The organism is Kocuria rhizosphaerae (assembly GCF_044462265.1).
GTDB lineage: Bacteria > Actinomycetota > Actinomycetes > Actinomycetales > Micrococcaceae > Kocuria > Kocuria rhizosphaerae.
In genome coordinates, this window is the sequence record NZ_JBISWL010000115.1 from 1 (window position 1) to 25,763 (window position 25,763).

The window sequence follows — 25,763 nt, forward strand, 5'->3', positions numbered from 1 at the left end:
GTTCCAGCCGGCGCCGCGGAAGAAGGCCTCCAGCTCCTGGACGATCTTGCCGTTGCCGCGCACCGGCCCGTCCAGGCGCTGGAGGTTGCAGTTGATGACGAAATTCAGGTTGTCCAGCTTCTCGTTGGCGGCCAGCTGCAGCAGCCCGCGCGACTCGGGCTCGTCCATCTCCCCGTCGCCCAGGAACGCCCAGACCTGCTGGTCGGAGGTGTCCTTGATGCCGCGGTGGTGGAGGTAGCGGTTGAACTGGGCCTGGTAGATCGCGTTCATCGGCCCGATGCCCATGGACACCGTGGGGAACTGCCAGAAGTCGGGCATCGACCGGGGGTGCGGGTAGGACGGGATGCCGTTGCTGCCCTTGGACTTCTCCTGGCGGAACCCGTCGAGCTGCTCCTCGGTCAGCCGGCCCTCCAGGAAGGCCCGGGCGTACATGCCGGGAGAGGCGTGGCCCTGGAAGAAGACCTGGTCCCCGCCGCCGGGGTGGTCGGGGCCGCGGAAGAAGTGGTTGAAGCCCACCTCGTAGAGGGTGGCCGCACCGGCGTAGGTGGAGATGTGCCCGCCCACCCCGATGCCGGGACGCTGGGCGCGGTGGACCATCACGGCGGCGTTCCACCGCAGCCACCGCCGGTAGGTGCGTTCGATCTCCTCGTCGCCGGGGAACTCCGGCTCCTGGTCCACCGGGATCGTGTTCACGTAGTCCGTGGTGGGGGACGCGGGCCCGGGGCCGCCGGCCCGGGGCCCGGCCGCCCTGGGCGCCTCGACCAGGCCCTGGAAGGACTCGATCCACTGCCGGGTCTCGGCAGGGTCGACATCGGTCAGCTCGATCGTGAGCCGGCTGCGGGCCGGGCCGAGCCGCTCGGACGGTGCTGCGGAAGTCATGGATGCCTCGTTTCGTCGGTGCGGGGATCTCCCGCGGGAGGGGGACGGGCGCGCCGGGTGCCGTGGTGCGCCCGACGGCGCGCCCGTCGGATCGGGGTGTGGCGGGGGCGTCAGTGGGCGTGGGCCGGACCGTCCGGTGACCGGCAGACCCGGGTGTCGATGATCTCGCCGGCGGCGGTGATCACCGGGACCTCTTTGCCGTCGCAGTCCACGAGCTTGCCGCCCCTGACGGTGTCGCCCTCCTTCAGGTGGTCCTGCAGGTGCTCGAGGCTCTCGTAGCGCACCGCCCGGACCGGGGCGTTGGCGAAGACCGAGCCCGTGCCCCGCGGCGGGTTGCCGGCGCGGAACTCGTTGAAGAGCAGGTTCAGCAGGACGGCCATGACGGCGGCGGAGCTGATCCCGGAGTGGAAGACGGTCTCGAACCAGCCCGGGAAGTTCCCGTAGATCTCCGGAACGGCGATCGGCAGCATGCCGAAGCCGATCGACACCGCCACGATGATGAGGTTCGCGCCGTTCTTGTGGTCCACCTTGGCCAGCGTCCTGATGCCGGAGGCCGCCACGGTGCCGAAGAGCACGATGCCGGCGCCGCCCAGCACGGGCGGCGGCACCGCCGCGACCACCCGGCCGAGCACGGGCAGCAGGCCGAGGACCACGAGGATCACACCGCCGGCCGTGACCACGAACCGGCTCTTGACCCCGGTGATCGCCACGAGGCCGACGTTCTGGGCGAACGCGCTCTGGGTGAAGCCGTTGAACAGCGGGGCGATGGCGGAGGCCGCCATGTCCGCACGCAGGCCGTCGCCGATGCGCTTCTTGTCGACCTTCGTGTCCACGATCTCGCCGACCGCGATGATGTCCGCCGTGGTCTCGGTGAGGATCACCAGCACCACGATGAACATCGAGACGATCGCCGCGACCTCGAAGACCGGCGGGCCGAAGGCCAGCGGCTCGGGGAAGGCGAAGACCGGTCCGTCGAGGACCGTGCTGAAGTCGGCCCTGCCGAGCAGCACCGCGAGGACCGTGCCCAGCACCAGGCCCAGGAGGATGGACAGCCGGGAGATCGCGGCGCTGCCGAGCTTGGACAGCAGCAGGATGATCAGCAGCGTCGCCCCCGCGAGGCCGAGATTGCCCACCGAGCCGAACTCGGGCGCCTGGGCGTCGCCGCCCATGGCCCACCGGGCGGCCACGGGGAAGAGGGTGAGACCGATCGCGGTGATCACCACGCCGGTGACGACGGGCGGGAAGAAGCGCACCACGCGGGCGAAGAACGGTGTGATCAGGAAACCGAGGGCTGCGGACGCGATCACGGCGCCGAAGACGGCCTGGATTCCGCCCTCGCCCTGGGCGATGGCGGTCATGGTGGCCACGGACGCGAAGGAGGTGCCCTGCACGAGCGGCAGCTGGGAGCCGAAGAACGGGATGCCGAAGGACTGCAGGACGGTGGCGAAGCCTCCCACGAACAGGCACGCCGCGATCAGCAGCCCCTGTTCCTGCGGGGTGACGCCGGCGACGCCGCCGATGATGAGGGGTGGAGCGATGATGCCGCCGTACATGGTGAGCACGTGCTGCAGGCCGTAGCCGAAGCTGGCGCCGACGCCGAGTCGTTCGTCCTCGGGGCGGGGGGCTCTGCTCGGGGTGGCGGTGCGAGACCTGGTCATGATGGTCCTCCTCTGGAACCTGATGACGCTGGAGAGGGGTGCGGCGCGACGCGGAAGCGGCGCCGGGGGCGCACGGAGCGCGCGGGCGTGGGGCGCGCGGCCGGACGGGGCCGACCGGCGCGGAACGGCCCGGAGGGACGGGGACGGCTCGGTGGCCGGCGAGAAGCGTGTGCCGGGGCGCCCCTGCGCTGGACCGTGGCCTCGATGAGCCCGTAGGGGCGGTCGGCCGCCCAGTGGGTCTCGTGGGGGTTGGGCAGGTCGCAGAAGCCGAGGTCGTAGACGAAGTGGTGCTTGTTCGGGCAGGAGAACTTGATCTCGTCGATCTCGGGGTGGGCCTCGATGACGGCCCGGCCCATGAGGTAGAGCGTCTGCTGCAGGGCGCGGGAGTAGTGGTCGGTGAACTTCGTGAGGATGATCCTCTTGACGTCCTCGTAGACGGCGTCGAAGTCGAGCTCGGTCGTGTTGTACCGCCAGCGGGTGGCCACGTCCGTGGACATGATCCGGTCCTCGGTCTCGGGCAGCGTCGTGTACCGGTCCTTCGGGTAGCCCGTGAACCCGGACTGCGTGGACTTCAGGACCGTGAGGTCCTGGAAGCCGGAGATGACCGTCCGCTCGTCGCCGTCGGTGACGAGCACCGCGGTGCGCACCTCGTCCTTGTTCTGCACGAAGCAGTGGTCGTGGTCGTCGATGCGCCGCCAGGCGTGCTCCTGTGCCGCCCAGCGCCCGCCGGTGATCCACTCGAACTCCCCGGTGAAGTGGTCGGAGAGCTTGAGCAGCAGCGCCTCGGGCGACTCGATGCCGTACTGCTGGGCGAACGCGAAGACCGTGTTCTTCTGGGTGTCCGTGGGGACGCAGTGGCTGTTGTCGCCCCGGGTGTGGACGGCCTCCAGGTCCCCGCGCAGCTGCGAGGTGACCACGAGGTCGCGGATCTCGTGACGCGCGGTGTCGCGGGTGATGCGCACGACGTGGTTCTCGGCCTTGCCGTACTGGTTGGCCCCCAGGACGACCGTGTCCGTGGACTTCTCGGTTCTGACGTCGGTCATGACGAAAGCTCCTTGTCGAAAGTGGTTTCTCCGGTGGGGCGGTCGAAGACGGGCGGACCCGTCGACTCCTGGGTCAACTGCCCCGGTAGGTGGAAAAGGCGAACGGGCTCAGCAGAAGAGGCACGTGGTAGTGCGCCTCCTCGGCCCGCACCGTGAAGTTCACCGTCACGAACGGGTAGAACGTCGGCTGGTTCCTGCCGGCGAAGTACTCTCCCGTGCGGAAGGTGATCCGGTAGTCGCCGGATTCCAGGGTCTGTGGGCCCAGTTCGGGCACGCGTCCGTCGTCGTTCGTCGCGGCGGTCGCCAGGGGGGTGCCGTCGGCGGTCTCGAGGACCACGGTGAGGCCCCGTGCGGGGGCGCCGACGACGGCGTCGAGGACGTGGGCGGTGACGTGGCTCATGGCGTGACGAGTCCTTCGAGTCTCAGGAGGGCGATCTGGCGCAGCTGCTCCGCGACGACGGCGCGCTCGGTCTCGGGGTCGTTGCCCAGGCGCTGGGAGAGCTGCTCCAGGATCTCCTCGGGACCTCGTCCGGCGGCGCGGACCAGGAACACCTGGCCGAACCTGTCCTCGTAGGCGCGGTTGCCCTCCCGCAGGCGCCGCTGGACGTCCTCGTCCGCGGGGTCGACGGCGGCCTGCTCGCTCCGGGAGAGGCCGGCCTCGGGGCTCTCCCCCCGGGCCCGCTCGCCGATGCGCGGGTGGTGGGACAGCGCGCGCTCGATCTCCTCGGCGGTGAACGGGTGCGCCGCGGAGCGGGCCGCGTCCAGCAGGGCCTCACGGTGCCCGTAGGGTCGCGCGTCGGCCAGGCTCTCGAGCCAGCGTGGAACGTCGAGCGAGGGGCGGATCGTCTCGATCGCCTCGGCCCGGCCGAGGGAGTTGAACTCCATGAGATGCATCTGGTGCGCCCACGCCTTCCTAGGTTTCATAATGTGGAATAAGTCTTCCACTATGTACAGTGAAGGGGATCACGGAATGGAAGTCAATGGGCCCGCACAAGTTTTTCCCGGTCTCGCGGGGCGGTGACGAGCCGGCCACGAGGAGCCCGTCGGGAAGGGCAGGGCTCCGGAGGCTGTGCGGCGCGTCCCGGCGCCCCGCAGGACCTGGTGAAGCCAGAGTGGCATCAGGGGCGCCCGCGCGGACGAGCGGGGGTCGCGGCCGCGGAGGCGGCCGGACGGAGGCGAACGAGGAGGCGGCGGTGGAGCAGACCAGCAGCGGTGCGGCGGCGCAAGACCGGACGGCGCAGGACCGGACGGCGGGGGAGCCGGCGACGGCCGGGGCGGCGTCGGACAGGGTGGCCGTGGTCACGGGGGCCGGGTCCGGGATCGGCCGCGCGGTGGCGCGGGCGTTCCTCGGGGCGGGGTGGACGGTCGTGCTGGCGGGCCGGCGCCGCGGCGCCCTCGAGGAGACCGCCGCCGGGGCTCCGGGTGCCCGTGTGGTGGTCACGGACGTGGCCGACGCTGACGCCGTCGCCGGGGCGTTCCGCTGGATCCGGCGGGAGGTCGGGCGGGTCGACGTCCTCTTCAACAACGCGGGGACATTCGGGCCCCGCGGCGCGGTGGACGAGATCGATCCGGAGGAGTGGCGGCGCACCCTGCAGGTGAACCTCACCGGCACGTTCCTGTGCGCGGCCGAGGCCGTCCGGATCATGAAGGAGCAGACCCCCCGCGGGGGCCGCATCATCAACAACGGGTCCGTCTCCGCGCACTCGCCCCGGCCGCTCTCGCCCGCCTACACCGCGAGCAAGCACGCGGTCACGGGACTCACCAGGTCCATCGACCTGGACGGCCGCGCGCACGGCATCACGTGCGGGCAGATCGACATCGGCAACGCGGCCACCGAGCTGCTGGCGGGCCTGGACACCGGTGCCGGGGCGCTGCAGGCCGACGGGACGCTGCGCCCGGAGCCGAGCTTCCCGGTCGAGGAGGTCGGGCGGGCGGTCCTGATGATGGCGCAGCTGCCGGCCTCGGCCACCGTGAACTCCCTGGTCCTCACGGCCTCGGGCATGCCCTTCGTGGGCCGCGGGTAGCCGGGGCCGGGGCGTGGCCGCGCCCCGGGGGCCGTCAGGCCGTCAGGCGCCGGGTCGACAAGCGCCCCACGGCGGCGCCCAGGCAGGCCGAGGACAGGGCGAGCATCCACAGCGGCGCGCTCCGGGGCGCCGTGTGCGGGGGCAGGCTCAGATCGGGGTCGCAGTCGGTGCCGGCGTAGCTGAAGAAGGACGCGTGGGCGGCGGAGGCCGGGCTGGCGTTCATGGGAACTCCTTCGGATTCGTAATACGGAATCAAAATTCCGTATGACGAAATATAGCGACGATCGGGGAAAGCGTCAAGGGGCCAGTGCACATCAGGAATCCGTTCCAGGGGCGCCCAGCACACGGCCACGGTCGCTTCCGGGCACGGGGCCGGGGCGACGGGGGAGGATGCGCCGGAGGAGTCCCGACCGAGTGCCGGAGGGGCGCGGGGAGCGCCCCCGGCGCTGCAGGCCGGGCCGGCCCGGGAGGCCCAGCTCCGGGACGTCGGCTGCGGTGCGTCAGCTCCGGAACGTCAGCTCCGTGCAGAGGTCGTCGCCGAGCTCGAAGCGGCGGGCGGGTGCCCTCAGCGCCTGCGAGAGGTGGTCGGCACCGCGGAAGCGGATGCCCGGCACGCCGTCGCCGATGAGCATGGGAGCGGTGGTGAGGTAGAGCCGGTGCAGCGTGCCCGCCTCCAGGAAGCGGGACACGGTGCGCCCTCCGCCCTCCACGAGCACGCGCTCCAGGCCGTGCGCCGCGAGCGCCGCGAGCACGTCCGCCGGCGCCACCGTCCCGGCGGGCGCCGGGACCCGGACCACGATGACGTGCGGCGCCGTCGCCCCCGGCACGACGGCGTCCTCGCCCACGACCCACAGGGTGGGCGCCGTGTCGTCCGTGAGCACGAACGAGCCGGCGGGGGCGCGTGCCGAGGGGTCCAGGACCACCCGGGTCGGGTGGGGGCCGGGCACGGCCCGGACGGTCAGCCGGCAGTCGTCGGCGGCCACGGTGCCGACGCCCACGAGGACGGCGTCCACGAGCGCCCGCAGCCGGTGCAGGTGCTCCCTGTCGGCAGGGCCGGTCACGAACTCCGCGTGACCGGTCCGGGAGGCGATGAAGCCGTCGAGGCTCTGGCCGAGCTGCGCGATCACCAGGGGGCCACGGTGCGCCACCAGGGGGCCGTAGCGTTCGGCCAGCTCCGCCCCGTCCCCCGCGGGCGGGGGGACGCGGCCGGCCAGCAGCCGGTCCCAGACGGCGGCGTCCGCGGCGGTGCCGGGAGCGGGGTCCGCGGCGCCGTCGTCGAGGGGGCCGGGAGCGCGTCCGGCGAGGGGTCCCGGTCGTGGGGAGGAGGGCTCGGTCACGGGCTCAGTCCCGGTCGAGGAACCGGTCCCGGGCGGTCTCCTCGGCGACGGCGCGCAGACGGTGGTACTGGTCGGCGGCGTCGGCCTCGAGCCGGCGCAGCTCCTCGGCGTCCAGGCGCGGTTCGGCGGGGACCAGCTGGAGGAGGGTGAGCCACATGCTGCGCTTGGCGACCACGAGGGACTGGAGCATCTCGAGCTCCCCGTGGGCGGCGATCCCGGCCCGTTCGCGGATCCGGCTCAACGGGTTGAGCCGGGAGGTGATCCCGGTGGCGGTCCCGATCGCCTTGGCCACCGCCCGCCGGCGGGAGCCCAGGCGGTCGATCATCGCCTCGAGGTGCTCGATGTCGTTCTCGATGTCGTCGACGAACTGCGCGAACCGGCCCTCGTACGGTGTCCCGGACCAGGTGCGGGCGGCCTCGTCGAACAGCCGTACGCCGGACAGGGCGCCCAGGTAGTGCCCGAGCATGTAGGCCTCGAGCTTGTCGGCCTGGACGCGGTCGCGCGGGGCGCCGTCCGTGCCGGTGTGCGGCTGCTCGCTCATCCGTTGCTCCTCCGTCCGGACCCCCCAGGGTCTGCGTGCCGATGTGGTCCCGCCGCTCCCGGCCGCGTGGTCGGGGGATTCCCAGGGTACTGACTCCGGGGCGCCTCGGCACGGCCGGCGGGCACCGAAGTCCGGAGGCGAGAACCATAAGTGACATGACTATCATGGGGGCATGACAGACCACGCGAACGACGCTCCCGGCTCCGGTGACGAGACCATCGGGGCGGCCGGCCCCGAACAGGGCAGCGGTCTCGACCGCGATCCGGACGAGTGGGCCACGGGCGACGAGCCCATGACCGGCGCCCAGCGCAGCTACCTGGACACCCTCGCCCGGGAGGCCGGCGAGGAGCTGCCCGCCGACCTGACCAAGGCCGAGGCCTCCAAGCACATCGACCGCCTGCAGGGCCGCAGCGACCGCGTCCAGGACCAGTAGTCCCGGACCACGAGGGGGAGCAGCATGAAGATCGTCGTCCTGGGGGCCACGGGCAATGTGGGCACGGCCCTGCTCCGCCGGCTGCACGCCGCGCCGGAGGTCACGGAGATCGTGGGCGTCTCCCGTGAGGGCCCGGAGCGCTCCGGGGAACCGTACGACGGCGTGCAGTGGCACGCCGTGGACGTCTCGGTCAAGGAGTGCGTGGGCCGGCTCGCGGAGATCTTCCACGGGGCGGACGCGGTGGTCCACCTCGTGTGGCTCATCCGCCCGAACCGGGACTTCGCCCTGATGCACGAGACGAACGTCGACGGCCTGGTGCACGTGCTCGACGCCGTGACGCTGGCGCACGTGCCCCAGCTGGTCTACCCGTCCTCGCTCGGCGCCTACAGCCCCGGTCCCAAGGACCGTCCCGTGGACGAGTCCTGGCCCGTGGGCGGTGTCGACACCTCGCACTACAACGTGCAGAAGGCCGAGACGGAGGCCGTGCTGAACCGGTTCGAGGAGGCCCATCCCGAGACCGTGGTCACGCGGCTGCGGCCGGGGTTCCTCTTCCAGGCCGACGCCGCACCGGAGATCGCGGACTACTTCTTCGGCGCCCTCGTGCCCAAGCGGCTGCTCGCGCGGCTGCGCCTGCCCGTGCTGCCCTTCCCCGAGTCCTTCCGGTTCCAGGCCCTGCACACCCGCGACGTCGCCGACGCGTTCTGGCGGGTGATCCAGCACCGGGCCGGCGGCGCGTTCAACGTCGCTGCCGAACCGGTGCTGGGGCCCGACGGCATGGCGCGCGTGCTGGGCGCCGGTCGCGTCCTGCCCGTCCCGGTGTCGCTGGTGCGGGCGCTGGTGGCGATCACGTACCGGCTGCGGCTGCAGCCCACCGACCCCGGTTGGGTCGATCTCGCCGAGGCCGTTCCGGTCATGGACACCACACGCATCCGGGAGCTCACCGGCTGGTCCGAGACGGTGAGCTCGCTCGACGCGGTCCGGGAGCTGCTCGACCACCTGGACGGCCGCGAGGGACTCGGCAACCCCGACCACCGGCCCAGGTCGCCACTCGTCTAGCGGTCGCCGCGGTTCCCGGCGGGGGTCTCCCGCGCGCCGGCGCTCAGGGCCGCGCCGCGTAGGCGACCTCGGCCGCACCCACCGCCGAGCGCACGAACAGGCACGGGCGGTCCTCCGGGGCCCCGGCGCAGACGGCGGCGGCCGTGAGCCTCCCGGTCCCGCGCTCGTCGGCGCCGGCGACGACGGGGGTCCACCAAGCGGCGTCCTGGACCTCGGCCTCGATCGCCCCGGCGCGGGTCGTGACGGACACCCGCCGGGGGGCGTCTCCGGTCAGCCGCACCTCGGTGGCGCCGACCTCCGTGTGCACGTCGAGGTCCTCGCGCACCCGCACGCCGTCGAGGGACACCGCGCCGACCTCCGACGACGCCCACAGGCTGCGGGCGCTGCCCTGCACCTCGACGACACCGGCCTCGGTCTCGAGCCGGACGTCCCGGAAGTCCCCCTCCGCGCTCAGGGTCCCGGCCCGACCGGAGAGCCGCAGGTCCACGGGCTCGTCCTCGGCCGGGACGGTGACCCGCACCTGCATCCCGCCGCGGGGTCCGATCCAGGAGCCGGTGCCGAACCAGGAGCCGGACGGGGGAGCGGCCAGGGTCAGCCGACCGTTCTCCACCTGGGGCTCGGGGACGTCCTCGAGGCGGAACCCGGCGTGCACGGCCTCGACCAGCACGTGCTCGACGTCGGCGGTGACGACCTCGACGACCGCCGAGCGGCCGTCGACCTCCACCGCGGTCACCGGCTCGGTCACCGTGGTCTCCAGACGGTGCTGCTCGATCGACAGTGACGCGGCCGCGGTCGCGCCGCCGGCGGTCAGCAGCACGAGGGCGCCGATGCCGCCGAGCACGGCGGTGGGCACGAGCCAAGCGGTGCGCTCGCCGTCGGGCACGGCGCCGCGGTCCGCGGGGCCGGGGTGCTCGGGGTGGGTGGTCATGGCCGGAACTCCTGGTTCGGGTGGTGGGCTGACGTGGGACGGCCGGGCCCGGGATCGGGACAGCCCAGGTAGCGCAGGACCGCGCGGACGCGGCGGTTGCCGCCGTCCTCGGAGGCGAGGCCCAGCTTCGTGAACACGGACCGGATGTGCTTCTCGACCGAGGACTCGGTGAGGAAGAGGTTCGCGGCGATCGAGGCGTTGGACAGGCCCTGGGCCATGAGCCCGAGCACCTCGTGCTCCCGCGGGGAGAGCAGCTCCAGGTCCCTCCGGTGCCGGGAGCGCACGAGCAGCTGGGAGACGACCTCCGGGTCCAGGACGGTGCCGCCCCCGCCCACGGTCCCGACCGACTCCAGGAACTGGTCGACGTCCGCGACCCGGTCCTTGAGCAGGTAGCCCAGTCCGTCGCGGCGGCTCGCGATGAGCTCGGAGGCGTAGCGCTCCTCCACGTACTGGGAGAGCACGAGCACCGCCAGCCCCGGGTGCTGCGAGCGGAGGAGCACGGCGGCACGGATCCCCTCGTCGGTGAACGTGGGCGGCAGCCGCACGTCCACGAGCGCGAAGTCCGGCCGGTGCTCGGCCACGGCCCGCAGGAGGCCCTCGGCCGTGTCGACGTCGGCGACGACGTCGTGGCCGGCCTCCGTGAGCAGGCGGACGAGGCCGGCGCGCAGCAGGACGGCGTCCTCGGCGATCACGATGCGCATCAGGAACCGGCCCCCGGGGCGACCGGCAGCTCGACGGTCAGCTCGGTCGGCCCGCCCGCGGGCGAGTCGAGGAAGAAGTGGCCGCCCGCGGAGCGGATCCGGTCCGCGATCCCGGACAGACCGCCACCGGGGACGACCACGGCGCCGCCGCGGCCGTCGTCGGCGATCCGGGCGACCACCCGGGAGCCGCCGCCGGGGTCGGCCTCCAGGGCCACCCGGACGGAGGCCGCGTCGGCCCGCGAGTGCTTGACGACGTTCGCCAGACCCTCGGAGACCGCGAAGTACACGGCCGCCTCGGTCTCGGGAGCCAGTCGCGGCACCCGCACGTCCACCGCGACGGGGACGGGGGACTGCGCGGCCACGGCGGACAGCGCCGCGTCCAGCCCCCGGTCCTCCAGGACGGCGGGGTGGAATCCCCGGGCCAGCCGGCGCAGCTCCGCGATCGCGGCCTTGGTGGTCGCGTGCGCCTCGCGGACGAGGTCCTTGGCCCCGGCGGGGTCGTGGTCGATGCGCCGCTGCGCCATCGAGAGGTTCATGGCCACGGAGACCAGCTGGGGCTGCACGCCGTCGTGCAGGTCCCGCTCGATCCGGGAGCGCTCGGTGCGGGCGCCGCGGACCGCGGTCTCGCGGGCGGCCGCGGCCTCGGCGGCCCGGCGCCGCAGCTCGGTGGCCTCGTCCACCCGCAACAGCAGCCGGGACAGGCCGCGGTGCGCGGCGGTGCACAGCACCACCACGAGGAGGCCGAGCAGGGCGAAGACGATCCCCGCCAGGACCACCGCCCAGTCCGGCCACGTCCCGAGCACGTCGGAGGGCCACACGGGGTTGTTCTCGGCGGCGTACAGGGGCGCCAGGGCGAGCGCTACGGCGGCGCCGGTGCCGAACAGGGCGCTGACGGCGACCCAGCCCAGCACCGTGGTCAGGACCAGATGCAGCAACCCCGTCCAGAAGGTGGGGTCGGAGACGTCCAGCCACCACTGGTGCGGGATCCGCCAGCCGTCGGTACGGGGGGACCTGGCCCGGTGGGGCGCAGGCAGGTGCAGCCCGAAGGCCGCCTGCGTGCGGCGGCGCTCGACCCACTCGATCCCGCGGGCGGCGTAGAGCGCGGCGACCAGCAGGACCGCACCGACCAGGGCCGCGAGCGAGGCGATGCCGGCCGAGACGAGGGTGACGAGCGCGGTCAGCCACAGCGTGCCCAGCGCGGCGTCCACCACCAGATCGGCGGTGCCGGACAGGACGGTCCGGAGGGACCACGGACCCCACTCGCGGAATCCGGCGGGCGCCCCGGCGGTGCCGGCGGGCAGGGATCCGGGGGAGGCGCGGTGGGTGTCGCCGGCGCTGCCCGGCTCCGTGCCGGGAGTCCGCCCGGCGGTGCTCCACGGCGGAGGTGATGGCGTGGACGGCAGGGGCCGGGTCTCGTGCGGTGTGCTCATGCCCTTCACGCTACGACCGCGGGGCCCTGCCCGGCTGCGATGTTCTCCACCCGTTGCGGGTGGGGTTTTCCGCAGGCTCGCCTCCGGCGAGACTGGGGGACATGGACGCACCGCGCGAGGCGCACGACGCCGCACCCCCCACCACACCCGACGCCGCACCGAACGCCGTCGACGAGCTCGGCCGACCGACGGGGACGTGGGCCGAGAAGGACCCGCACGGCGGGGTCGTGCAGGGGGAGTACGTCGACGGCGAGCGCCACGGGCTGTGGCGCCACCGCTCCGACGCCGGGGCCCTGCGCTCGGAGGGCCACTACGACCGCGGCCGGCTGACCGGGCCGTGGACCTGGTACCGGGCCTCCGGGGGCGTGCTGCAGCGCGGGGAGCTCCTCGACGGCGAGAAGCACGGCTACTGGCAGCGCTTCACCGCGGACGGCACGCCGATCGACGAGGGACACTTCGACCGCGGCCGGAAGTCGGGGGAGTGGACCTACTACCACCCGGACGGCACCGTCCGGCGGACGAGCGTCCACCGGGGACACCCGCCGCAGGCCGGCTGACGCTCCTGACCCCGAGGGACCCGCCGGCGCGGGAAGTCCCGGCGGGGAGTCCCGCCCTGGCGCCGCGCGGGCCGCACACCGGCAGGACGCCGTCCCTCGGCGGGCCGGCGTGCGGGAGGCCGCGCCTCGGGCCCGAGGGCACCCGGGCCCTCCACACCCCCTCGTCGGCGAGGTGCCCATCCGGTTGCGTGGCGTTCGAGCGCAGTCAGGCGCACAGGGCGCTCGCCAGGGCGGACGCCCGACCCTGCGGGGTCTGCCAGCGGTTCGCACCGGATTCGTCGTGCCGTGCGGCCGCGGGATCAGATCCGCAGGTGGACGAGGCTCGGGCCCGCCACGTCGAAGGCCTGGCGCACCGTCTCGGCGAGGGTGTCCGGGGTGGCCTCGAGCCCGACGGCGCCGAACGCCTCGGCGAGCGCCGGCCAGTCGGGCTGGCGCAGGTCCACGGCGAGGGGCTCGATGCCCCGGTCCACCATGTTCTGCCGGATCTCCCCGTAGCCGCCGTTGTCCACGCAGACGATGGGCAGGTCCAGGCCCAGTTCCACGGCCGTCATGAGCTCCTGGACCGAGAACATCAGCGCGCCGTCCCCGACCAGGCACAGCACCGGGCGCTCCGGGGCGGCGAGCTTGGCCCCGATCGCGGCGGGCAGCCCGTAGCCCAGGGTCGCGTAGGTCCCCGTGCACAGCAGGGAGTGGGGACGCGCGGCCCGGAAGAACGTGGTCGAGCCCAGGTAGGTGACCTGGGACGAGTCCCCGCCCACGATCGTGTCCTCGGGGACCACGGACATGATCGACTCGTTGAGCGCGGCGAGGTCGGGGGCGCGGCGGCGGGCCTCGTCGTCGAGCCGGGCGAAGACCTCCGCCAGGTCCCGGTGCGGGCGGGGCTCCAGCGGTCCGAGGGCGTCGAGGAGCTGGGGCACGACGGCGGCCGAGTGGCCCGGGACCTCGACGTCGGGGTCGAGGTTGCACAGCATCTGGTCCCGCTCGATGTCCACGCGCACGACCGGCCCGGCGGGGGTGACGTCCCCGCCCCACAGCTCGGCCTCGCCGACCTTGGAACCGATCACCAGGAGGGCGTCGGCGGAGCGGAGGAACTCGCGCGCCGCGGTCAGGCGCAGGTCCGCGCCCAGCGAGAGCCGGTGCCGCTCCGGGACGGCACCCTTGCCGTTGACCGTGGTGACCACGGGGGCCTCGAGCAGCTCGGCCAGCTCGAGCAGGCGCTCGCCGGCCGGCAGCGAGCCGCCGCCCGCGAGGATCACGGGCCGGCGGGCGGCGCGCAGCACCTCGGCGGCCCGGCGCACGTCGTCGGCGGGGGCCGGTTGCGGGGCGCCCGGGCGCCGCGGGGCGACCTGGCGGTCCGTCAGCGCGGTCTCCGCCTCCAGCACGTCGAGCGGGATCTCGATGTGCACGGGACGCGGCCGGGAGTGGGCGAAGTCGCGGAAGGCGTCGTGGACCATGGTCACGGCCTCGGCGCCGCTGAGGACGCGGCGGCTGCGCCCCACGATGGCACCGACCGCGGCGGAGGGGTTCTTCGTCTCGTGCAGCGAGCCGATGTCGCGGAAGTCGTGCCCGATCGGCCGGCCGGGTGAGAGCAGCACCATGGGCCGGGACTCGGCGTAGGCCGCCGCCGCCCCGGACAGCGAGTTCAGCAGACCCGGACCGGACGTGGTGACCACCACCCCCGGCAGCCCCGAGACCTGGCTCCAGCCGTCGGCGGCGTAGGCCGCGCCCTGTTCGTGGCGGGTCGTGATCGCGCGGATGCCCAGTTCCCGCAGAGGCCGGTAGAACTCCAGCGAGTGGGTGCCCGGGATGCCGAAGACCGTGTCCACCCCGTAGCCGCGAAGGGTCTCCAGGACGGCCCGGGCGGTGGTCCTGCGCGCGGTCATGGGCCGGCCTCCCTCGCTGGTCGGGCGTGCTCGGTGCCAGTCTCGCAGGGGGTTGCCGGGCGTGCAACAAAAGTTGCATGGTGGAGTCCCCGCGTCACGGGGTCCGCCGAGGAGGTCGCGTGAAGGCACTGCCCGTCGAGAGCTCCGGCCGTTCCGCCGCCGTCGGCTCCCGCCTGCGCGCCCACCGGCGGCGCAACCACATGACCATCGACCAGCTGGCCTCCGCCGCGGGACTGACCAAGGGGTTCGTGAGCCGGGTCGAGCGGGACATGACGTCGCCCTCGGTCGACTCGCTGGTGCGGATGTGCCAGGTGCTGCGGCTCGACGTGGGAGACCTGTTCCGCGGTCCCGGCGCCGTCGAGGTCGTCCGGCTCGAGGAGGCCCCGCGCATCGACCTGGGCGGGCAGGGGATCGAGGAGCAGCTGCTGACCCCGGCCGACCAGCGCACGGTGCAGGTGCTCCGGGCCCGCGTCGCCGCCGGAGGCCGCGGCGAGGAGGCCATGTACAGCATGGACTGCGAGACGGAGGTGCTCCACCTGGTCAGCGGCCGGTTCCGGCTGATGGTTCCCGGCCGCACCTTCGAGCTGGCGGCCGGGGACACCGTGACCTTCCCCGGCGCCGAGCCCCACACCTGGGAGAACCCCGGGGAGGATGAGGCCGTCCTGCTCTGGATCCTCGGGGCCTGAGCCCCGTGTCCCCGCTCCCCGTCGAGAGGTGCTCCGCATGAACCCCGACCGCACCACCTCCACCGCCCCGGACGGCCGCCCCGTGGTCGGGCCGGTCGACGCCTCGCTGACTCCCCGCTGGGTCGGACCGGCCACGTTCGCACGCCTGCCGCGCACCGACGAGGTCGGGCGCACGGACGTCGCCGTGGCGGGGGTGCCCTTCGACTCCGGGGTCTCCTACCGCCCCGGCGCCCGCTTCGGCCCCCAGCACGTCCGGGAGGCGTCCCGGCTGCTGCGCCCGTACAACCCGGCGCAGAACGTCTCCCCCTTCGCCGCGGTCCAGGTCGCCGACGCCGGGGACGTCGTCGCGAACCCGTTCGACATCCGTGAGGCGATCACGGCCATCGAGACGCAGGCCCGGGAGCTGATGGGGGAGCGCACCCGGCTCGTGGCCATCGGCGGCGACCACACGATCGCCCTGCCCCTGCTGCGGGCCGCGCACGCCCGCCACGGCCGGCTCGCGCTGCTGCACTTCGACGCGCACCTGGACACCTGGGACACCTACTTCGGGGCCGCGTACACCCACGGCACCCCGTTCCGCCGCGCGTTCGAGGAAGGCCTGCTCGATCCGGAGGCGCTGTGCCACGTGGGGATCCGCGGACCCCTCTACGGTGCCGGGGACCTCGACGACGACGCCCGCTTCGGCTTCGGCATCGTGTCCTCCGCCGACGTCATGCGCAGGGGGGTGGACGCCGTCGTCCGCGACCTGCGCGAGCGCGTCGGGGGCCGGCCGCTCTACGTGTCGCTGGACATCGACGTCCTGGACCCCGCCCACGCCCCCGGCACGGGCACCCCGGAGGCGGGCGGGATGACGAGCCGGGAGCTGCTGGAGATCCTGCGCGGGCTGCGCGGGGCCGACGTGGTCGGCTGCGACGTGGTGGAGGTCGCCCCGGCCTACGACCACGCCGAGCTGACGGGCATCGCCGCGGCGCACGCCGTCTACGAGCTGATCACGCTGCTGGCCCTGGGTGCGGAGGCGGCTCCGGGGGGCCCCGCGTACGGGGCCTCGAGGCCCGTTCCCCGGGATCCGGGCGGGGACGTCCGCGGGGACGAGGGGCGGGACGGGCGCGGGGGCGCCGGGCGGGACGGACGCGGGGGCGCCGGCGAGGAGCGGCCGTGAGCGGGGGTGCGGCGGAGAGCCGCCCGGCGGGCCCGGTCGCGGCGTTCGCGCACCGCGCCGAGCACTTCCGGCCCTCGCCCGTGCGCGCCGTCTTCGAGCACGCGATGCGCCCGGGGATCGTGTCCCTGGCCGGCGGCAACCCGGACACCGGGGTGCTCCCGCACGAGGTGCTCGCCGGGATGACCGCCCGGATCCTGTCCGAGCGCGGCCCCGAGGTCCTGCAGTACGGCTCCGGGGCCGGGATCGCCCGCCTGACCGGGCTCGTCTGCGAGCTCATGGCATTGGGGGGCGCGGTGGCCACCCCGGACCGCATCCAGGTCACCGCCGGCTCCCAGGCGGGCCTCGACCTGGTGACCAAGCTCTTCTGCGACCCGGGCGACGTCGTGGTCGCGGAGGGCCCCACCTACGTGGGGGCGCTCGGCGTCTTCGGCAGCTACGAGGTGGAGGTCCAGCACGTCGACGTCGACGAGGACGGGGTGGACCCGGAGGCGGTCGCCGCGCGGATCGACGCGCTCCGAACGGTCGGGCGCACCGTCAAGCTCGTCTACACCGTCCCGACGTTCCACAACCCCACCGGAGTGACCCTCACCGAGCCGCGGCGGCGCCGGCTCGTGGAGGTCTGCGCCCAGCGCGGCGTCCCGGTCCTGGAGGACGACGCCTACGGGCTGCTCGGCTTCGACCGGGCCCACCGGCTGCCGTCCCTCTACTCCCTCGACCCCGGCGCGGTGATCCACCTCGGCAGCTTCTCCAAGATCTTCTCGCCCGCACTGCGGCTCGGCTGGATCGCCGCGGAGCCCTCGGTGCGGGCCCGGCTGCAGATCGCCGCGGAGGCCGTGACCATCCACCCGTCCGTGCTCAGCCAGGAGCTCGCGGTCGAGTACGTGGGCAGCGAGCACTGGCGGCCGGCCCTGGACCGGGCCGCGGCGCGCTACCGTGCCCGCTGCGCGGCCATGATGGAGGCCCTCGAGACGTACATGCCGGCCGGCGTGCGCTGGACGCGGCCGTGCGGGGGATTCTTCACCTGGCTGGACCTCGACCCCGACGCCGACCACGGCGACCTGATGCACCGGGGCCTCGAGCACGGCGTGGCCCTCGTGCCCGGGGGTGCCTGCTACGCCGACGGGCGGCCGTCCACGAGCCTCCGGCTGGCCTTCTCGGCGGCCTCCGAGGCCGAGATCGCCGAGGGCGTGCGCCGGGTCGGCGAGATGCTCCGCGACGGAGTCCGCCGGCGAGCCGGCGACTGAGCCCGCGAATCCGTCCCGCTCGCCGTCCCCGCCGGGGCCCGGAGGCGTCGCGGGCCCGTCCTGGGCCCGGTCCTGCCCGGGTGCGGTGCGGAGGTCAGGCGGTGGCGCCGACCTGGATCAGGGTCCTCCAGGGGTCCTCGAAGCGCAGCACGGCCCCGTCGTGGCGGGTCTCGATCCCGTGGTGCCTCAGCCGGGACCCGAGGGCGGCGACGTCGTCGTCCGTGGGGAGGTCGATGTTGACCTGGCCCAGGCCCAGGGCCGCCGCACGGGGTCCGGCCCCTGCGCTGGCCCAGGTGTTGATCGCGATGTGGTGGTGGTAGCCACCCGCGGCGATGAACAGCGCCGAGCCGACGTCGCTCATCACCTCGAAGCCCAGGACGTCGACGTAGAACCGGCGGCCCACGGCGATGTCCCCGACCTGCAGGTGGACGTGGCCGAGGGTGGCCGGGGGCGTGGCCGTGCGGGCGAGGTCGTCCGGGCGCAGGTGGGCGCGCAGGAAGGCGTTGGGGTCCAGGGGGTTGGTCGCCACGGACAGCAGCCCGTGGGACTCGCGCCGCCAGGTGTCCCGGGGCCGGTCGGCGTAGAGCTCCACACCGTTGCCCTCGGGGTCGTCGAAGTAGAACGCCTGGCTGTAGAGGTGGTCGGCGCTGCCGGTGAAGGAGTGCGGCGCGAAGGCGGCCACGGAGGCCACCGCGGCGGCCAGTGCCGCCTCGTCCTCGAAGAGCACGGCGGTGTGGAACAGCCCGGCCTGGCCGGGGCGGGCCGGGGGCAGGTCCTCGACCTGGCGCAGCCGCACCACGGTCTCGCCGTGGCGGCCCAGGACCGCGGTGCTCCCCGAGTGCTGGAGCACCTCCAGGGTCACCCCGGTGGTGTAGAAGGCGACCATGGTGTCCAGGTCGGAGACCAGGAGCTCCACGGCGCCCATCCGGGTGCCTGCGGCCAGGAGGTCCTCGGCCGGCCGGGGAGCCAGGGTGCGGGGATCGGGGTGCTGGGCGAAGATCGGCATCTGCGGCGCTTCCGTGAGGGAGGACGGGCACGGCCCGGGCGGGCTCGTGACGGGACGTCTAGAAATTTACCACGGAAATAGTTGATCAAGCAAGAATCTGGCTCGGGTGCCGGATCAGGGCGGCGCGGGACGGGCCCCGCCCTCGAGCGCGACGGGCCGGTCGGCCACGACCCCCGCCTGCTGCCCGGGCAGCGCGTTGTGGACCTCGTGGACCGTCAGCAGGTCCCACGCGGAGGCGCGCGCCCGCCGGATCTCCCCAGCTGCCGGCGGACCGCCTTCTCGCCGGGAAGCCGGGCGCCCCGCGGGAGCCGGGCGGCCCGCACGGTCCACCCCGTCCCCTCGCGCTCTACCGACCGGACGCGGACCCCCAGCACGGCCGGGGGTGCGCAGCCCGTCGTGGATCCAGGCGGGCAGGGCCCCATGCCCCCGGCCGGAAGCCCCGCGGTGCCCTGCAGGAACCAGCCCACGAGATCCCGCACGAACGCGCCGGAGGTGCGGCCCTCGTCCTCCAGGACCACCCCGGCCAGGAACGGCTCCAGCACGAGGTCCCGCGGCCGCACGAGCGGGCTGCGCAGGGTGCCGGACAGGCGTCCCGGGGCGCGGCGCGGGTCGGCGAGTCCGGTGCCGACGACGACGACGTGGTCCACGGGGACCTCCTACGCCGTCGGTGCGGTCCCGGCCTCGCGGACAGGGACCGTGAACAGCGCCGACTCCACGGTCAGGCCGGGCCCGAAGGCCAGGGCGCACACGGTCCGCGCCTCGCCCGCCGGGATGCGGTCGAGGACCTGGCGCAGCACGTGCAGCACGGTCACGCTGCTCATGTTCCCGCGCTGGGCCAGCACGTCGCGCGACTCCCGCAGGGCGTCGGGGCCCAGGCCGAGGGTCTGCTCGAGCTTGTCGAGAATGCCCCGGCCGCCCGGGTGGAGGGCCCAGTCCGTGACGGCCTCCCGTGCCACCGGGGGCCCCGGGCCGTCCAGGAGGGCCTGCAGGGCCGCGTGGATGTTCTCCTCCAGGACGTGCGGCACGGCGGCGCCCAGGATCATCTCGAAGCCCGTGTCGCCGATGGTCCAGGCCATCGCGTGCTCGCCGTCGGGGATCACGAGCGTGCTGAACCGGTCGAGCTCCAGCAGGGCGGTCGCGCCCGCGGGCACCCGCGAGCTGACCAGGGCCGCGGCCCCGCCGTCGGCGAACAGGGCCGCGCCCCGGATGGCGTCCGGGTCCCGGGCCGGGCGCAGGTGCAGCGAGCACAGCTCCACGGCCACCACGAGGACGACCGCCTCCGGGTCGGCGGTGGCGATGGACGCCGCCTGGCGCAGCCCGATCAGCCCACCGTGGCAGCCCATGAACCCGATGTGCGAGCGGCGGACGGACGGGTCCAGGCCGAGGTCCCGGACCAGCCGGTAGTCGGGGCCCGGCGCGAAGAACCCGGTGCAGGAGACCGTCACCACGTCGGTGACGGAGGCGGGGTCGACCTGCGGGCACCGGTCGAGGGCGTCCCGCGCCGCTTCGGCGAAGAGGGCGGGGGCCCGCTCCGTGTAGGTGCGGTTGCGAGCCCCGGTGAGCGGCTCCCGGAACGCGCCCTCCGCGGTGACGTACGGGGAGTCCGTGCGGGCGTCGTCGTCGACGAGCTCGGCCAGCACGGTGTGCCGGCGCTCGACCCCGGAGGCGCCGAAGACCGTGCTCAGCAGCCGCGCGTTGAGGCGGTCCGTGCCGGGCTGGGTGCGGTAGAGGGTCAGGGCGTCGGTCTGCTCGAGCACGTGCGGGGGCAGGGCCGTGCCGAGGGAGAGGAGTGCGGGTGTCATCGTCCCCCAGTATCCGGCCTCGCTCGGGCAGGTGCCACGGGCGACGCGCGGATGGTCCCGTGCGAGGCCCGGGCCCGGCCGGTTCCGCCTCGCAGCCGAGATGCCGAACGGGTGGCGCCCTGTGCTCCCTGGGCGCATCGCGCCGTGTCGGCCCCCTTCACCCCCACCTGCGCTCCGGCGCACGGCCCGTCCCCGGGGATCGCGACCGCGCGCGGCTGTGCCGGTCGGGACGCCAGGCGTGAATCACGGTCCACCTTCTGATATATTAGTCGTGTACTAGGTCTGGATCCGCCGGAGGATCGATCGCCACCTCGATGAGGAGTGAAACAGCATGCCGCAACTCGCGCACCGGCTCGAACGGCTGGGCACCGAAACCGCCTTCAGCGTCGCCCAAGCCGCGGCCGCCTGGAAGGCGAAGGGGAACCGCGTGTACCCCTTCCACCTCGGCGACATCAACATCCCGACGGCCCCGCACATCATCGAGGCGATGAACCGGGCCATCGCCGACGGCTACACGGGCTACTGCCCCGGCCCCGGCATCCCGCAGCTGCGTGAGGCCCTCGCCGATGACATCGGCTCGCGTCGTGGCATCGAGCTCACCCCCGACAACGTCGTCGTGATGACGGGCGGCAAGCCCGTGATCACGAAGTTCCTGCAGGCGGTCATGAACCCCGGCCAGGAGGTGCTCTACCCGAACCCCGGCTTCCCGATCTACGAGTCGCAGATCGAGTACCTCGGCGGCACGGCCGTGCCGTACCGCTACCTCCCCACGCCGGAGGGCTTCGCGATCGACCTCGACCAGGTGCGCGAGTCGATCACCGAGAACACGGTCGCCATCATCTACAACGACCTGCAGAACCCCATCTCGGCCGAGTCGACGGCGGCCGAGCGCGAGGCCGTCGCGCAGCTCGCCCAGGAGCACAACCTCTGGGTGCTCTCCGACGAGGCCTACTTCGAGACGCGCTACGAGGGGGTCTCGAACTCGATCGCGTCGCTCCCCGGCATGGCGGAGCGCACCGTCATCCTCTACACGTTCAGCAAGAAGTTCGCCATGACCGGCTCACGCCTCGGCTGCGCCGTCGCGCCGCCCGAGATCGCCACGGTGCTCAGCACGCTCAACACCAACGACGAGTCGTGCACCACGCACTACGTCCAGTGGGCCGGCATCGAAGCACTCCGCGGTCCCCAGGAACCCGTGCAGCAGATGCTCGACATCCTGCGCGAGCGCCGGGACGCCGCATGTGAGCTCGTGAACGCGACCCCTGGCATGCACGTGGCCGTGCCGCAGTCGACGTTCTACCTGTTCCCCGACGTCACCTCCGCCATGGAGCGCATGGGCTACACGGCGGTCGGCGACTTCGCCACGGCGGCACTGCACGAGACCGGCGTCTCCTTCTGCACGCGCGAGCACTTCGGCCGACGCCAGCCGGGCGAGGAGCAGCAGTACATCCGGCTCGCCTACTCGGGCATCGACGTCGCCGACATCCGCGACGGCCTCGGCCGCCTGCGCCAGTGGATCGAGTCGGCATGAGCCGGGTCGTCGTCACGGGACGTGTGCCCGACGCCGCGATCGAGAAGCTCCGCGCCGAGCACGAGGTCGATGCCTGGCCGGGCCCGGAGGCGATCGGCCGCGAGGAGCTCCTGCGGCGAGTGGCCGGCGCCGATGCCGTCGTGAGCCTGCTCACCGAACGCATCGACGCCGAGCTGCTCGAGGCCGCCGGCCCGCAGCTCAAAGTCGTCGCGAACGTCGCCGTCGGCTATGACAACATCGACGTGCCGGCCTGCGCCGAACGGGGCGTCGTGGCCACCAACACCCCCGGCGTGCTCACGGACGCCACCGCCGACATCGCGTTCGGCCTCATTCTCATGGCGACCCGCCGGCTCGGCGAGGGGGAACGGCTCATCCGCTCCGGCCAGGCCTGGAAGTGGGGCATGTTCTTCCTGCTCGGCAGCAGCCTGCAGGGCAAGACCCTCGGCGTCGTCGGCATGGGCGGCATCGGTCAGGCGACCGCGCGCCGGGCCAAGGCCTTCGGCATGGAGATCGTCTACCAGTCGCGCAGTGAGATCGATCCCGGGATCGCCGCGGAGCTGGGCGCCCGGCGGGTCGATCTCGACGAGCTGCTGAGCGTCTCCGATGTCGTGTCGCTGCACTGCCCCTACGGGCCCGCCACGCACCATCTGATCGGCGCCGAGCAGCTGGCGGCGATGAAGAGCTCGGCGTACCTCGTCAACACCGCGCGCGGACCGATCGTCGACGAAGCGGCGCTCGCGTCCGCACTTCGCGAGGGCCGGATCGCGGGTGCCGGACTGGACGTCTTCGAGCACGAGCCCCAGGTGCATCCCGAGCTGCTGGAGCTCGACAACGTGGTGCTGGTGCCGCACCTGGGCTCCGCCACCGTGGAGACGCGCACCGCGATGGCGGTGCTCGCCGCCGACAACGTGCTCGCCGTGCTCGGCGGGGAGCGACCGCCTGCACCGATCGGTTAGTCGTGGTGTCGACGGTTCGGGGTCGGGGGGTTGCGAGGCCCGCGAGCCGGTGACCGTGGTGGACGGCCCCGGCCCTCGGTCGAGGGGGGGCCGGGGCCGTCCGGGGCGCCGAGCGAGCGCGAGAACCGCTCGGCGTCCTCCGCCGGACATCAGGCCCGGCCGGCGGACGCGACTCCAGCGGCCTCCTCGCGTCCCCTGCGGCTCTTCCTGTAGCACTCCACGGGGCGCCACTCGGGGCGTCACTCGGGCATCCCTGCGGGCCCCGCCCGTGGCAGCAGGGCCAGTGCGGTCCCCGTCTGCCGAGGCGCGTCAGGCGGTGGTCGTCGCGGCGTCGAAGCCCAGTCGCGGCAGGCGGTCGTGGCGCGGGGCGGCGGGCACGCCGATGTTGACGACCAGCATGGCGCGCCGGCTCGTCCCGGTGTTGAACTCGGCGTCCACGCCGGCGGGGTCGAACCCGCCCATGGGGCCCGCCGCCAGGCCCGCGGCGCGCACGGCGAGGATGAAGTACCCCGCCTGCAGGTGGGCGCTGTCCCGGCCCATCTGGGCGCGCAGCTCCTCGTTGCCGGCGAACATCTCCTGCTTGGCGGCGGCCGGCGGGAAGACGACCGGCAGATGCTCGTGCCAGTCGACGTCGTAGTTGAGCACGGCGACCGCGGGGGCGGAGGCTGTCTTGGCGCGGTTGCCCTCGGCCATGTGGGGGAGAAGGCGGTCGCGGGCCTCCTGCGAACGGATCCACGTGACGCGCAACGGCTGGATGTTCATGGCCGTCGGACCCATCCTGGCAAGGTCGAAGACGGCCCGGAGCTGCTCGTCGCTCACGGGCTCGTCGAGGAACTCGGAGGCGGTGCGGGCCTCGCGGAAGAGCAGGTCGGCGGAGGCGGCGTCGAGGGTCAGCTGGTCCTGGAGGGCGTCGGCGGTCATGGGGTTCCTTTCGGGTTCAAGCACTTGTTGTTGTACGCGTCAACAAAAATGGGTCGGGGTCTATGCCCGCGCTCCACGTGAGCCCCCTCACACCCTGCGACGACGGACACCCCGTGCGCCGCCACGGGCTGCGGTGCGACCGCCGGCCGGGGCCTCGGTGCGGGCCGCGCCGCGGGCCGCGCTGCGGTGGAGTACGCATTGGGACACACGCGGTCGCCCTTCCTACGCTGGTCGGAGCACCGGAGTCGGGGGACTCGGTCCATGCATCCGTCCATGCAGGGGACGTCCCCGCTCCAGTCCATCGGGGGGTGGGACCGCGTGCGCCGTGCCGCCTCCCGCCAACGGCCGGAGGCATCCTTGACGTCCACCCGCAGCAGCACCGCCGCGCTCGCCCTGGCGGCCGCCCTCGCCCTCGCCCCGGCGGCCACCGCCACGGCGGCCCCCGCGCCGGACGCGGCGACCGCCGTCCCGGACACCGCCGCGTCCGGCACCGGCGAGCGGATCGTCGTGACGTTCCGGGACGGGGCCGGGTCGCAGGAGCTCCGGCACGACGTCTACGCGCGGGCGTCGGAGCGGGCGGGCGGTTCCCGGCTCGTCGAGACCGCGGCGACGGCCGACGACGCCACGGTCGTGCGCACGGAGGGAGCGCCGGCCGCCGCGGAGCTCCAGCAGCTGACCGCGGCACTGGAGCAGGACCCCGCGGTGGAGCACGCGGAGCCGGACCTGCTGGCCACCACGAGCTTCGAGCCGAACGACCCGCTGTACTCCGCCCAGCAGTGGACCCTGTGGAACGACCCCGCCGGGACGGGCCTGCCCCTGGCCTGGGACCTGGCCACCGGGGCCGGCCAGACCATCGCCGTGGTGGACACCGGCATCACCCCCCACCCCGACCTGGACGTCAACGTCCTGCCGGGCTACGACTTCGTCTCCACGCCCCAGAACGGCCGCGACGGGGACGGATGGGACGCGGACGCGACGGACATGGGGGACTACCCCGACGCGGCCCTGTGCCCCAACAGCCCGATGCCTCCGGCGTCCTCGTGGCACGGGACGCACACGGCGGGCATCGCCGCGGCCGGCGCCGGCAACGCCACCGGCATCGCGGGAGTGGCCCCGGACGCCCGGATCCTCCCGGTGCGCGCCGTGGGCGCCTGCAGCCAGGGCTACATCAGCGACGTCGCCGCGGGTGTCGTCTGGGCCAGTGGCGCACCGGTGCCCGGAGTGCCACTGAACCCGCACCCGGCCTCGGTCATCAACCTCAGCCTCGGCGTGCCGGGCGAGTGCCCCGCCGTGCTGCAGGCGGCCGTCGACGAGGCACTCGCGCGGGGCATCCCCGTGGTCGTGGCGGCGGGCAACCAGGCCGTCGACGCGGCGCAGTCGGCCCCCGCCAACTGCGCCGGGGTCATCTCGGTGGCCGCGACGGACGTCGCCGGCGCCCTGGCGCCGTACTCCAACTTCGGGTCCGTCACGCTGGCGGCCCCGGGTGGGGACCCCCACGCGCAGGTCGTCTCCACGGGGAACGCGGGAGTCACGGTGCCCGGTGCGGCCACGTACACCCACCGCAACGGCACGTCCATGGCGGCCCCGGCGGTCTCCGGGGCCGTGGCGCTGCTCCGGCAGGCCGCCCCGACGCTGGGCGTGGCCGGGATCCAGGACGCCCTGACCTCCACGGCGCGACAGGCTCCGGGCGGGTGCGCGCCCGGCTGCGGGGCGGGGATCGTCGACCCGGTCTCCGCCGTGGTGCAGGCCCAGGGCGGCCGGCCGTTCAGCACGAGGGGCGGCATCGACGGGCTGTACCGCAGGATCGCCGGCAGTGCCGGCGAGCCGCAGTCCCGGGAACTGTGCGCTCTCGGCGGCAGCCCCTGCTTCCAGGAGTTCACCAACGGGTGGATCCTCTGGCACGCGGGTCAGGGGGCCCGCTGGTACGACGTGCTGCCGGCCACCTGGTGGGCCGGTCCCTGACGTCCCGCCCTCCGGCGTCAGCCCCC

Annotated in this window: 25 protein-coding genes and 1 pseudogene; 10 read left to right on the plus strand and 16 right to left on the minus strand. The window is 74.0% G+C overall.

The window, feature by feature from the left end:
* From ACH9EU_RS13565 to uraD, 5 genes and pseudogenes are all read right to left on the minus strand, one after another.
* Positions 1-879: pseudogene (locus ACH9EU_RS13565) on the minus strand (pyruvate dehydrogenase (acetyl-transferring), homodimeric type); the annotation flags it as partial.
* Positions 880-989: 110 nt separating this feature from the next.
* Entirely contained in the window at positions 990-2,537 is a 1,548-nt protein-coding gene (locus ACH9EU_RS13570) for a solute carrier family 23 protein (protein ID WP_396414445.1), read from the minus strand.
* On the minus strand, positions 2,534-3,580 hold the full coding sequence (gene pucL / locus ACH9EU_RS13575; RefSeq protein ID WP_396414446.1) for a factor-independent urate hydroxylase: 1,047 nt from the start codon (positions 3,578-3,580) through the stop codon (positions 2,534-2,536). Before pucL ends, ACH9EU_RS13570 begins: the two co-directional genes overlap by 4 nt.
* Positions 3,581-3,653: 73 nt before the next feature.
* Positions 3,654-3,980, minus strand: coding sequence for a hydroxyisourate hydrolase (gene uraH, locus ACH9EU_RS13580; RefSeq protein ID WP_396414447.1), 327 nt, complete (start codon positions 3,978-3,980; stop codon positions 3,654-3,656).
* Entirely contained in the window at positions 3,977-4,474 is a 498-nt protein-coding gene (uraD, locus tag ACH9EU_RS13585; protein ID WP_396414489.1) for a 2-oxo-4-hydroxy-4-carboxy-5-ureidoimidazoline decarboxylase, read from the minus strand. Before uraD ends, uraH begins: the two co-directional genes overlap by 4 nt.
* Before the next feature lie 395 nt (positions 4,475-4,869).
* Between uraD and ACH9EU_RS13590 the strand changes: the two genes are divergently transcribed.
* Positions 4,870-5,604 carry an SDR family NAD(P)-dependent oxidoreductase gene (locus ACH9EU_RS13590; protein ID WP_396414490.1) on the plus strand — a complete coding sequence of 245 codons (735 nt, stop codon included), beginning with the start codon at positions 4,870-4,872 and terminating at the stop codon, positions 5,602-5,604.
* Positions 5,605-5,638: 34 nt separating this feature from the next.
* Here ACH9EU_RS13590 and ACH9EU_RS13595 read toward each other — a convergent pair whose 3' ends face one another.
* The 3 genes from ACH9EU_RS13595 to ACH9EU_RS13605 form a co-directional block, all read right to left on the minus strand.
* Positions 5,639-5,827, minus strand: coding sequence for a hypothetical protein (locus ACH9EU_RS13595; protein ID WP_396414448.1), 189 nt, complete (start codon positions 5,825-5,827; stop codon positions 5,639-5,641).
* Between the two features lie 277 nt (positions 5,828-6,104).
* Complete coding sequence (locus ACH9EU_RS13600) at positions 6,105-6,941, minus strand: dihydrofolate reductase family protein (protein WP_396414449.1); 837 nt, start codon at positions 6,939-6,941, stop codon at positions 6,105-6,107.
* A 4-nt stretch (positions 6,942-6,945) separates the two neighbouring features.
* On the minus strand, positions 6,946-7,482 hold the full coding sequence (locus ACH9EU_RS13605) for a hypothetical protein (protein ID WP_396414450.1): 537 nt from the start codon (positions 7,480-7,482) through the stop codon (positions 6,946-6,948).
* A 172-nt stretch (positions 7,483-7,654) separates the two neighbouring features.
* Between ACH9EU_RS13605 and ACH9EU_RS13610 the strand changes: the two genes are divergently transcribed.
* On the plus strand, positions 7,655-7,915 hold the full coding sequence (locus ACH9EU_RS13610) for a DUF3072 domain-containing protein (protein ID WP_396414451.1): 261 nt from the start codon (positions 7,655-7,657) through the stop codon (positions 7,913-7,915).
* A gap of 24 nt (positions 7,916-7,939) precedes the next feature.
* Positions 7,940-8,971 carry an NAD-dependent epimerase/dehydratase family protein gene (locus ACH9EU_RS13615; protein WP_396414452.1) on the plus strand — a complete coding sequence of 344 codons (1,032 nt, stop codon included), beginning with the start codon at positions 7,940-7,942 and terminating at the stop codon, positions 8,969-8,971.
* A gap of 43 nt (positions 8,972-9,014) precedes the next feature.
* Here ACH9EU_RS13615 and ACH9EU_RS13620 read toward each other — a convergent pair whose 3' ends face one another.
* From ACH9EU_RS13620 to ACH9EU_RS13630, 3 genes are read right to left on the minus strand one after another with little or no spacing between them, the layout of a single operon-like run.
* Complete coding sequence (locus ACH9EU_RS13620; RefSeq protein ID WP_396414453.1) at positions 9,015-9,899, minus strand: hypothetical protein; 885 nt, start codon at positions 9,897-9,899, stop codon at positions 9,015-9,017.
* Positions 9,896-10,600 carry a response regulator transcription factor gene (locus ACH9EU_RS13625; RefSeq protein WP_396414454.1) on the minus strand — a complete coding sequence of 235 codons (705 nt, stop codon included), beginning with the start codon at positions 10,598-10,600 and terminating at the stop codon, positions 9,896-9,898. Before ACH9EU_RS13625 ends, ACH9EU_RS13620 begins: the two co-directional genes overlap by 4 nt.
* Positions 10,600-12,030 (minus strand): sensor histidine kinase, encoded by a 1,431-nt coding sequence (locus ACH9EU_RS13630; RefSeq protein ID WP_396414455.1) that lies wholly within the window; start codon positions 12,028-12,030, stop codon positions 10,600-10,602. Before ACH9EU_RS13630 ends, ACH9EU_RS13625 begins: the two co-directional genes overlap by 1 nt.
* Positions 12,031-12,131: 101 nt before the next feature.
* On the opposite strand from ACH9EU_RS13630, the gene ACH9EU_RS13635 reads away from it, so the two are divergent.
* Positions 12,132-12,587 (plus strand): toxin-antitoxin system YwqK family antitoxin, encoded by a 456-nt coding sequence (locus tag ACH9EU_RS13635; RefSeq protein ID WP_396414456.1) that lies wholly within the window; start codon positions 12,132-12,134, stop codon positions 12,585-12,587.
* A 299-nt stretch (positions 12,588-12,886) separates the two neighbouring features.
* On the opposite strand, the gene ACH9EU_RS13640 is transcribed toward ACH9EU_RS13635, so the two are convergent.
* Positions 12,887-14,470, minus strand: coding sequence for a thiamine pyrophosphate-dependent enzyme (locus tag ACH9EU_RS13640; protein WP_396414457.1), 1,584 nt, complete (start codon positions 14,468-14,470; stop codon positions 12,887-12,889).
* A 119-nt stretch (positions 14,471-14,589) separates the two neighbouring features.
* Between ACH9EU_RS13640 and ACH9EU_RS13645 the strand changes: the two genes are divergently transcribed.
* From ACH9EU_RS13645 to ACH9EU_RS13655, 3 genes are read left to right on the plus strand one after another with little or no spacing between them, the layout of a single operon-like run.
* Positions 14,590-15,156: a cupin domain-containing protein gene (locus ACH9EU_RS13645; protein WP_396414458.1), complete on the plus strand. Its 567-nt coding sequence runs from the start codon at positions 14,590-14,592 to the stop codon at positions 15,154-15,156.
* Between the two features lie 37 nt (positions 15,157-15,193).
* Positions 15,194-16,315, plus strand: a complete 1,122-nt coding sequence (speB, locus tag ACH9EU_RS13650; protein WP_396414459.1) for an agmatinase — start codon at positions 15,194-15,196, stop codon at positions 16,313-16,315.
* Entirely contained in the window at positions 16,312-17,559 is a 1,248-nt protein-coding gene (locus ACH9EU_RS13655) for an aminotransferase class I/II-fold pyridoxal phosphate-dependent enzyme (RefSeq protein ID WP_396414460.1), read from the plus strand. Before speB ends, ACH9EU_RS13655 begins: the two co-directional genes overlap by 4 nt.
* Positions 17,560-17,653: 94 nt before the next feature.
* On the opposite strand, the gene ACH9EU_RS13660 is transcribed toward ACH9EU_RS13655, so the two are convergent.
* The 3 genes from ACH9EU_RS13660 to ACH9EU_RS13670 all read right to left on the minus strand — a co-directional run bounded on the left by ACH9EU_RS13660 (position 17,654) and on the right by ACH9EU_RS13670 (position 20,367).
* Entirely contained in the window at positions 17,654-18,565 is a 912-nt protein-coding gene (locus ACH9EU_RS13660; RefSeq protein ID WP_396414461.1) for a VOC family protein, read from the minus strand.
* Between the two features lie 215 nt (positions 18,566-18,780).
* Positions 18,781-19,212 carry a hypothetical protein gene (locus tag ACH9EU_RS13665; RefSeq protein WP_396414462.1) on the minus strand — a complete coding sequence of 144 codons (432 nt, stop codon included), beginning with the start codon at positions 19,210-19,212 and terminating at the stop codon, positions 18,781-18,783.
* 9 nt (positions 19,213-19,221) lie between these two features.
* Positions 19,222-20,367, minus strand: a complete 1,146-nt coding sequence (locus ACH9EU_RS13670) for a type III polyketide synthase (protein WP_396414463.1) — start codon at positions 20,365-20,367, stop codon at positions 19,222-19,224.
* A gap of 331 nt (positions 20,368-20,698) precedes the next feature.
* Between ACH9EU_RS13670 and ACH9EU_RS13675 the strand changes: the two genes are divergently transcribed.
* Both ACH9EU_RS13675 and ACH9EU_RS13680 read left to right on the plus strand, forming a co-directional pair.
* Entirely contained in the window at positions 20,699-21,898 is a 1,200-nt protein-coding gene (locus ACH9EU_RS13675; RefSeq protein ID WP_396414464.1) for an aminotransferase class I/II-fold pyridoxal phosphate-dependent enzyme, read from the plus strand.
* Positions 21,895-22,854, plus strand: coding sequence for an NAD(P)-dependent oxidoreductase (locus tag ACH9EU_RS13680; RefSeq protein ID WP_396414465.1), 960 nt, complete (start codon positions 21,895-21,897; stop codon positions 22,852-22,854). The genes ACH9EU_RS13675 and ACH9EU_RS13680 overlap by 4 nt, the downstream gene beginning before the upstream one ends.
* Before the next feature lie 309 nt (positions 22,855-23,163).
* On the opposite strand, the gene ACH9EU_RS13685 is transcribed toward ACH9EU_RS13680, so the two are convergent.
* Positions 23,164-23,775, minus strand: a complete 612-nt coding sequence (locus ACH9EU_RS13685; RefSeq protein ID WP_396414466.1) for a malonic semialdehyde reductase — start codon at positions 23,773-23,775, stop codon at positions 23,164-23,166.
* Between the two features lie 357 nt (positions 23,776-24,132).
* Here ACH9EU_RS13685 and ACH9EU_RS13690 point away from each other — a divergent pair, with 357 nt between their 5' ends.
* Positions 24,133-25,737, plus strand: a complete 1,605-nt coding sequence (locus ACH9EU_RS13690; RefSeq protein ID WP_396414467.1) for a S8 family serine peptidase — start codon at positions 24,133-24,135, stop codon at positions 25,735-25,737.
* The last annotated feature ends 26 nt before the right edge of the window (positions 25,738-25,763 follow it).

Bases quoted from the DNA above. Each gene is read 5' to 3' on its own strand.
- ACH9EU_RS13570 (WP_396414445.1), bottom strand. From the start codon at position 2,537: ATGACCAGGTCTCGCACCGCCACCCCGAGCAGAGCCCCCCGCCCCGAG.
- pucL (WP_396414446.1), bottom strand. From the start codon at position 3,580: ATGACCGACGTCAGAACCGAGAAGTCCACGGACACGGTCGTCCTGGGG.
- uraH (WP_396414447.1), bottom strand. From the start codon at position 3,980: ATGAGCCACGTCACCGCCCACGTCCTCGACGCCGTCGTCGGCGCCCCC.
- uraD (WP_396414489.1), bottom strand. From the start codon at position 4,474: ATGCATCTCATGGAGTTCAACTCCCTCGGCCGGGCCGAGGCGATCGAG.
- ACH9EU_RS13595 (WP_396414448.1), bottom strand. From the start codon at position 5,827: ATGAACGCCAGCCCGGCCTCCGCCGCCCACGCGTCCTTCTTCAGCTAC.
- ACH9EU_RS13605 (WP_396414450.1), bottom strand. From the start codon at position 7,482: ATGAGCGAGCAGCCGCACACCGGCACGGACGGCGCCCCGCGCGACCGC.
- ACH9EU_RS13610 (WP_396414451.1), top strand. From the start codon at position 7,655: ATGACAGACCACGCGAACGACGCTCCCGGCTCCGGTGACGAGACCATC.
- ACH9EU_RS13615 (WP_396414452.1), top strand. From the start codon at position 7,940: ATGAAGATCGTCGTCCTGGGGGCCACGGGCAATGTGGGCACGGCCCTG.
- ACH9EU_RS13620 (WP_396414453.1), bottom strand. From the start codon at position 9,899: ATGACCACCCACCCCGAGCACCCCGGCCCCGCGGACCGCGGCGCCGTG.
- ACH9EU_RS13625 (WP_396414454.1), bottom strand. From the start codon at position 10,600: ATGCGCATCGTGATCGCCGAGGACGCCGTCCTGCTGCGCGCCGGCCTC.
- ACH9EU_RS13630 (WP_396414455.1), bottom strand. From the start codon at position 12,030: ATGAGCACACCGCACGAGACCCGGCCCCTGCCGTCCACGCCATCACCT.
- ACH9EU_RS13635 (WP_396414456.1), top strand. From the start codon at position 12,132: ATGGACGCACCGCGCGAGGCGCACGACGCCGCACCCCCCACCACACCC.
- ACH9EU_RS13640 (WP_396414457.1), bottom strand. From the start codon at position 14,470: ATGACCGCGCGCAGGACCACCGCCCGGGCCGTCCTGGAGACCCTTCGC.
- speB (WP_396414459.1), top strand. From the start codon at position 15,194: ATGAACCCCGACCGCACCACCTCCACCGCCCCGGACGGCCGCCCCGTG.
- ACH9EU_RS13660 (WP_396414461.1), bottom strand. From the start codon at position 18,565: ATGCCGATCTTCGCCCAGCACCCCGATCCCCGCACCCTGGCTCCCCGG.
- ACH9EU_RS13670 (WP_396414463.1), bottom strand. From the start codon at position 20,367: ATGACACCCGCACTCCTCTCCCTCGGCACGGCCCTGCCCCCGCACGTG.
- ACH9EU_RS13675 (WP_396414464.1), top strand. From the start codon at position 20,699: ATGCCGCAACTCGCGCACCGGCTCGAACGGCTGGGCACCGAAACCGCC.
- ACH9EU_RS13680 (WP_396414465.1), top strand. From the start codon at position 21,895: ATGAGCCGGGTCGTCGTCACGGGACGTGTGCCCGACGCCGCGATCGAG.
- ACH9EU_RS13685 (WP_396414466.1), bottom strand. From the start codon at position 23,775: ATGACCGCCGACGCCCTCCAGGACCAGCTGACCCTCGACGCCGCCTCC.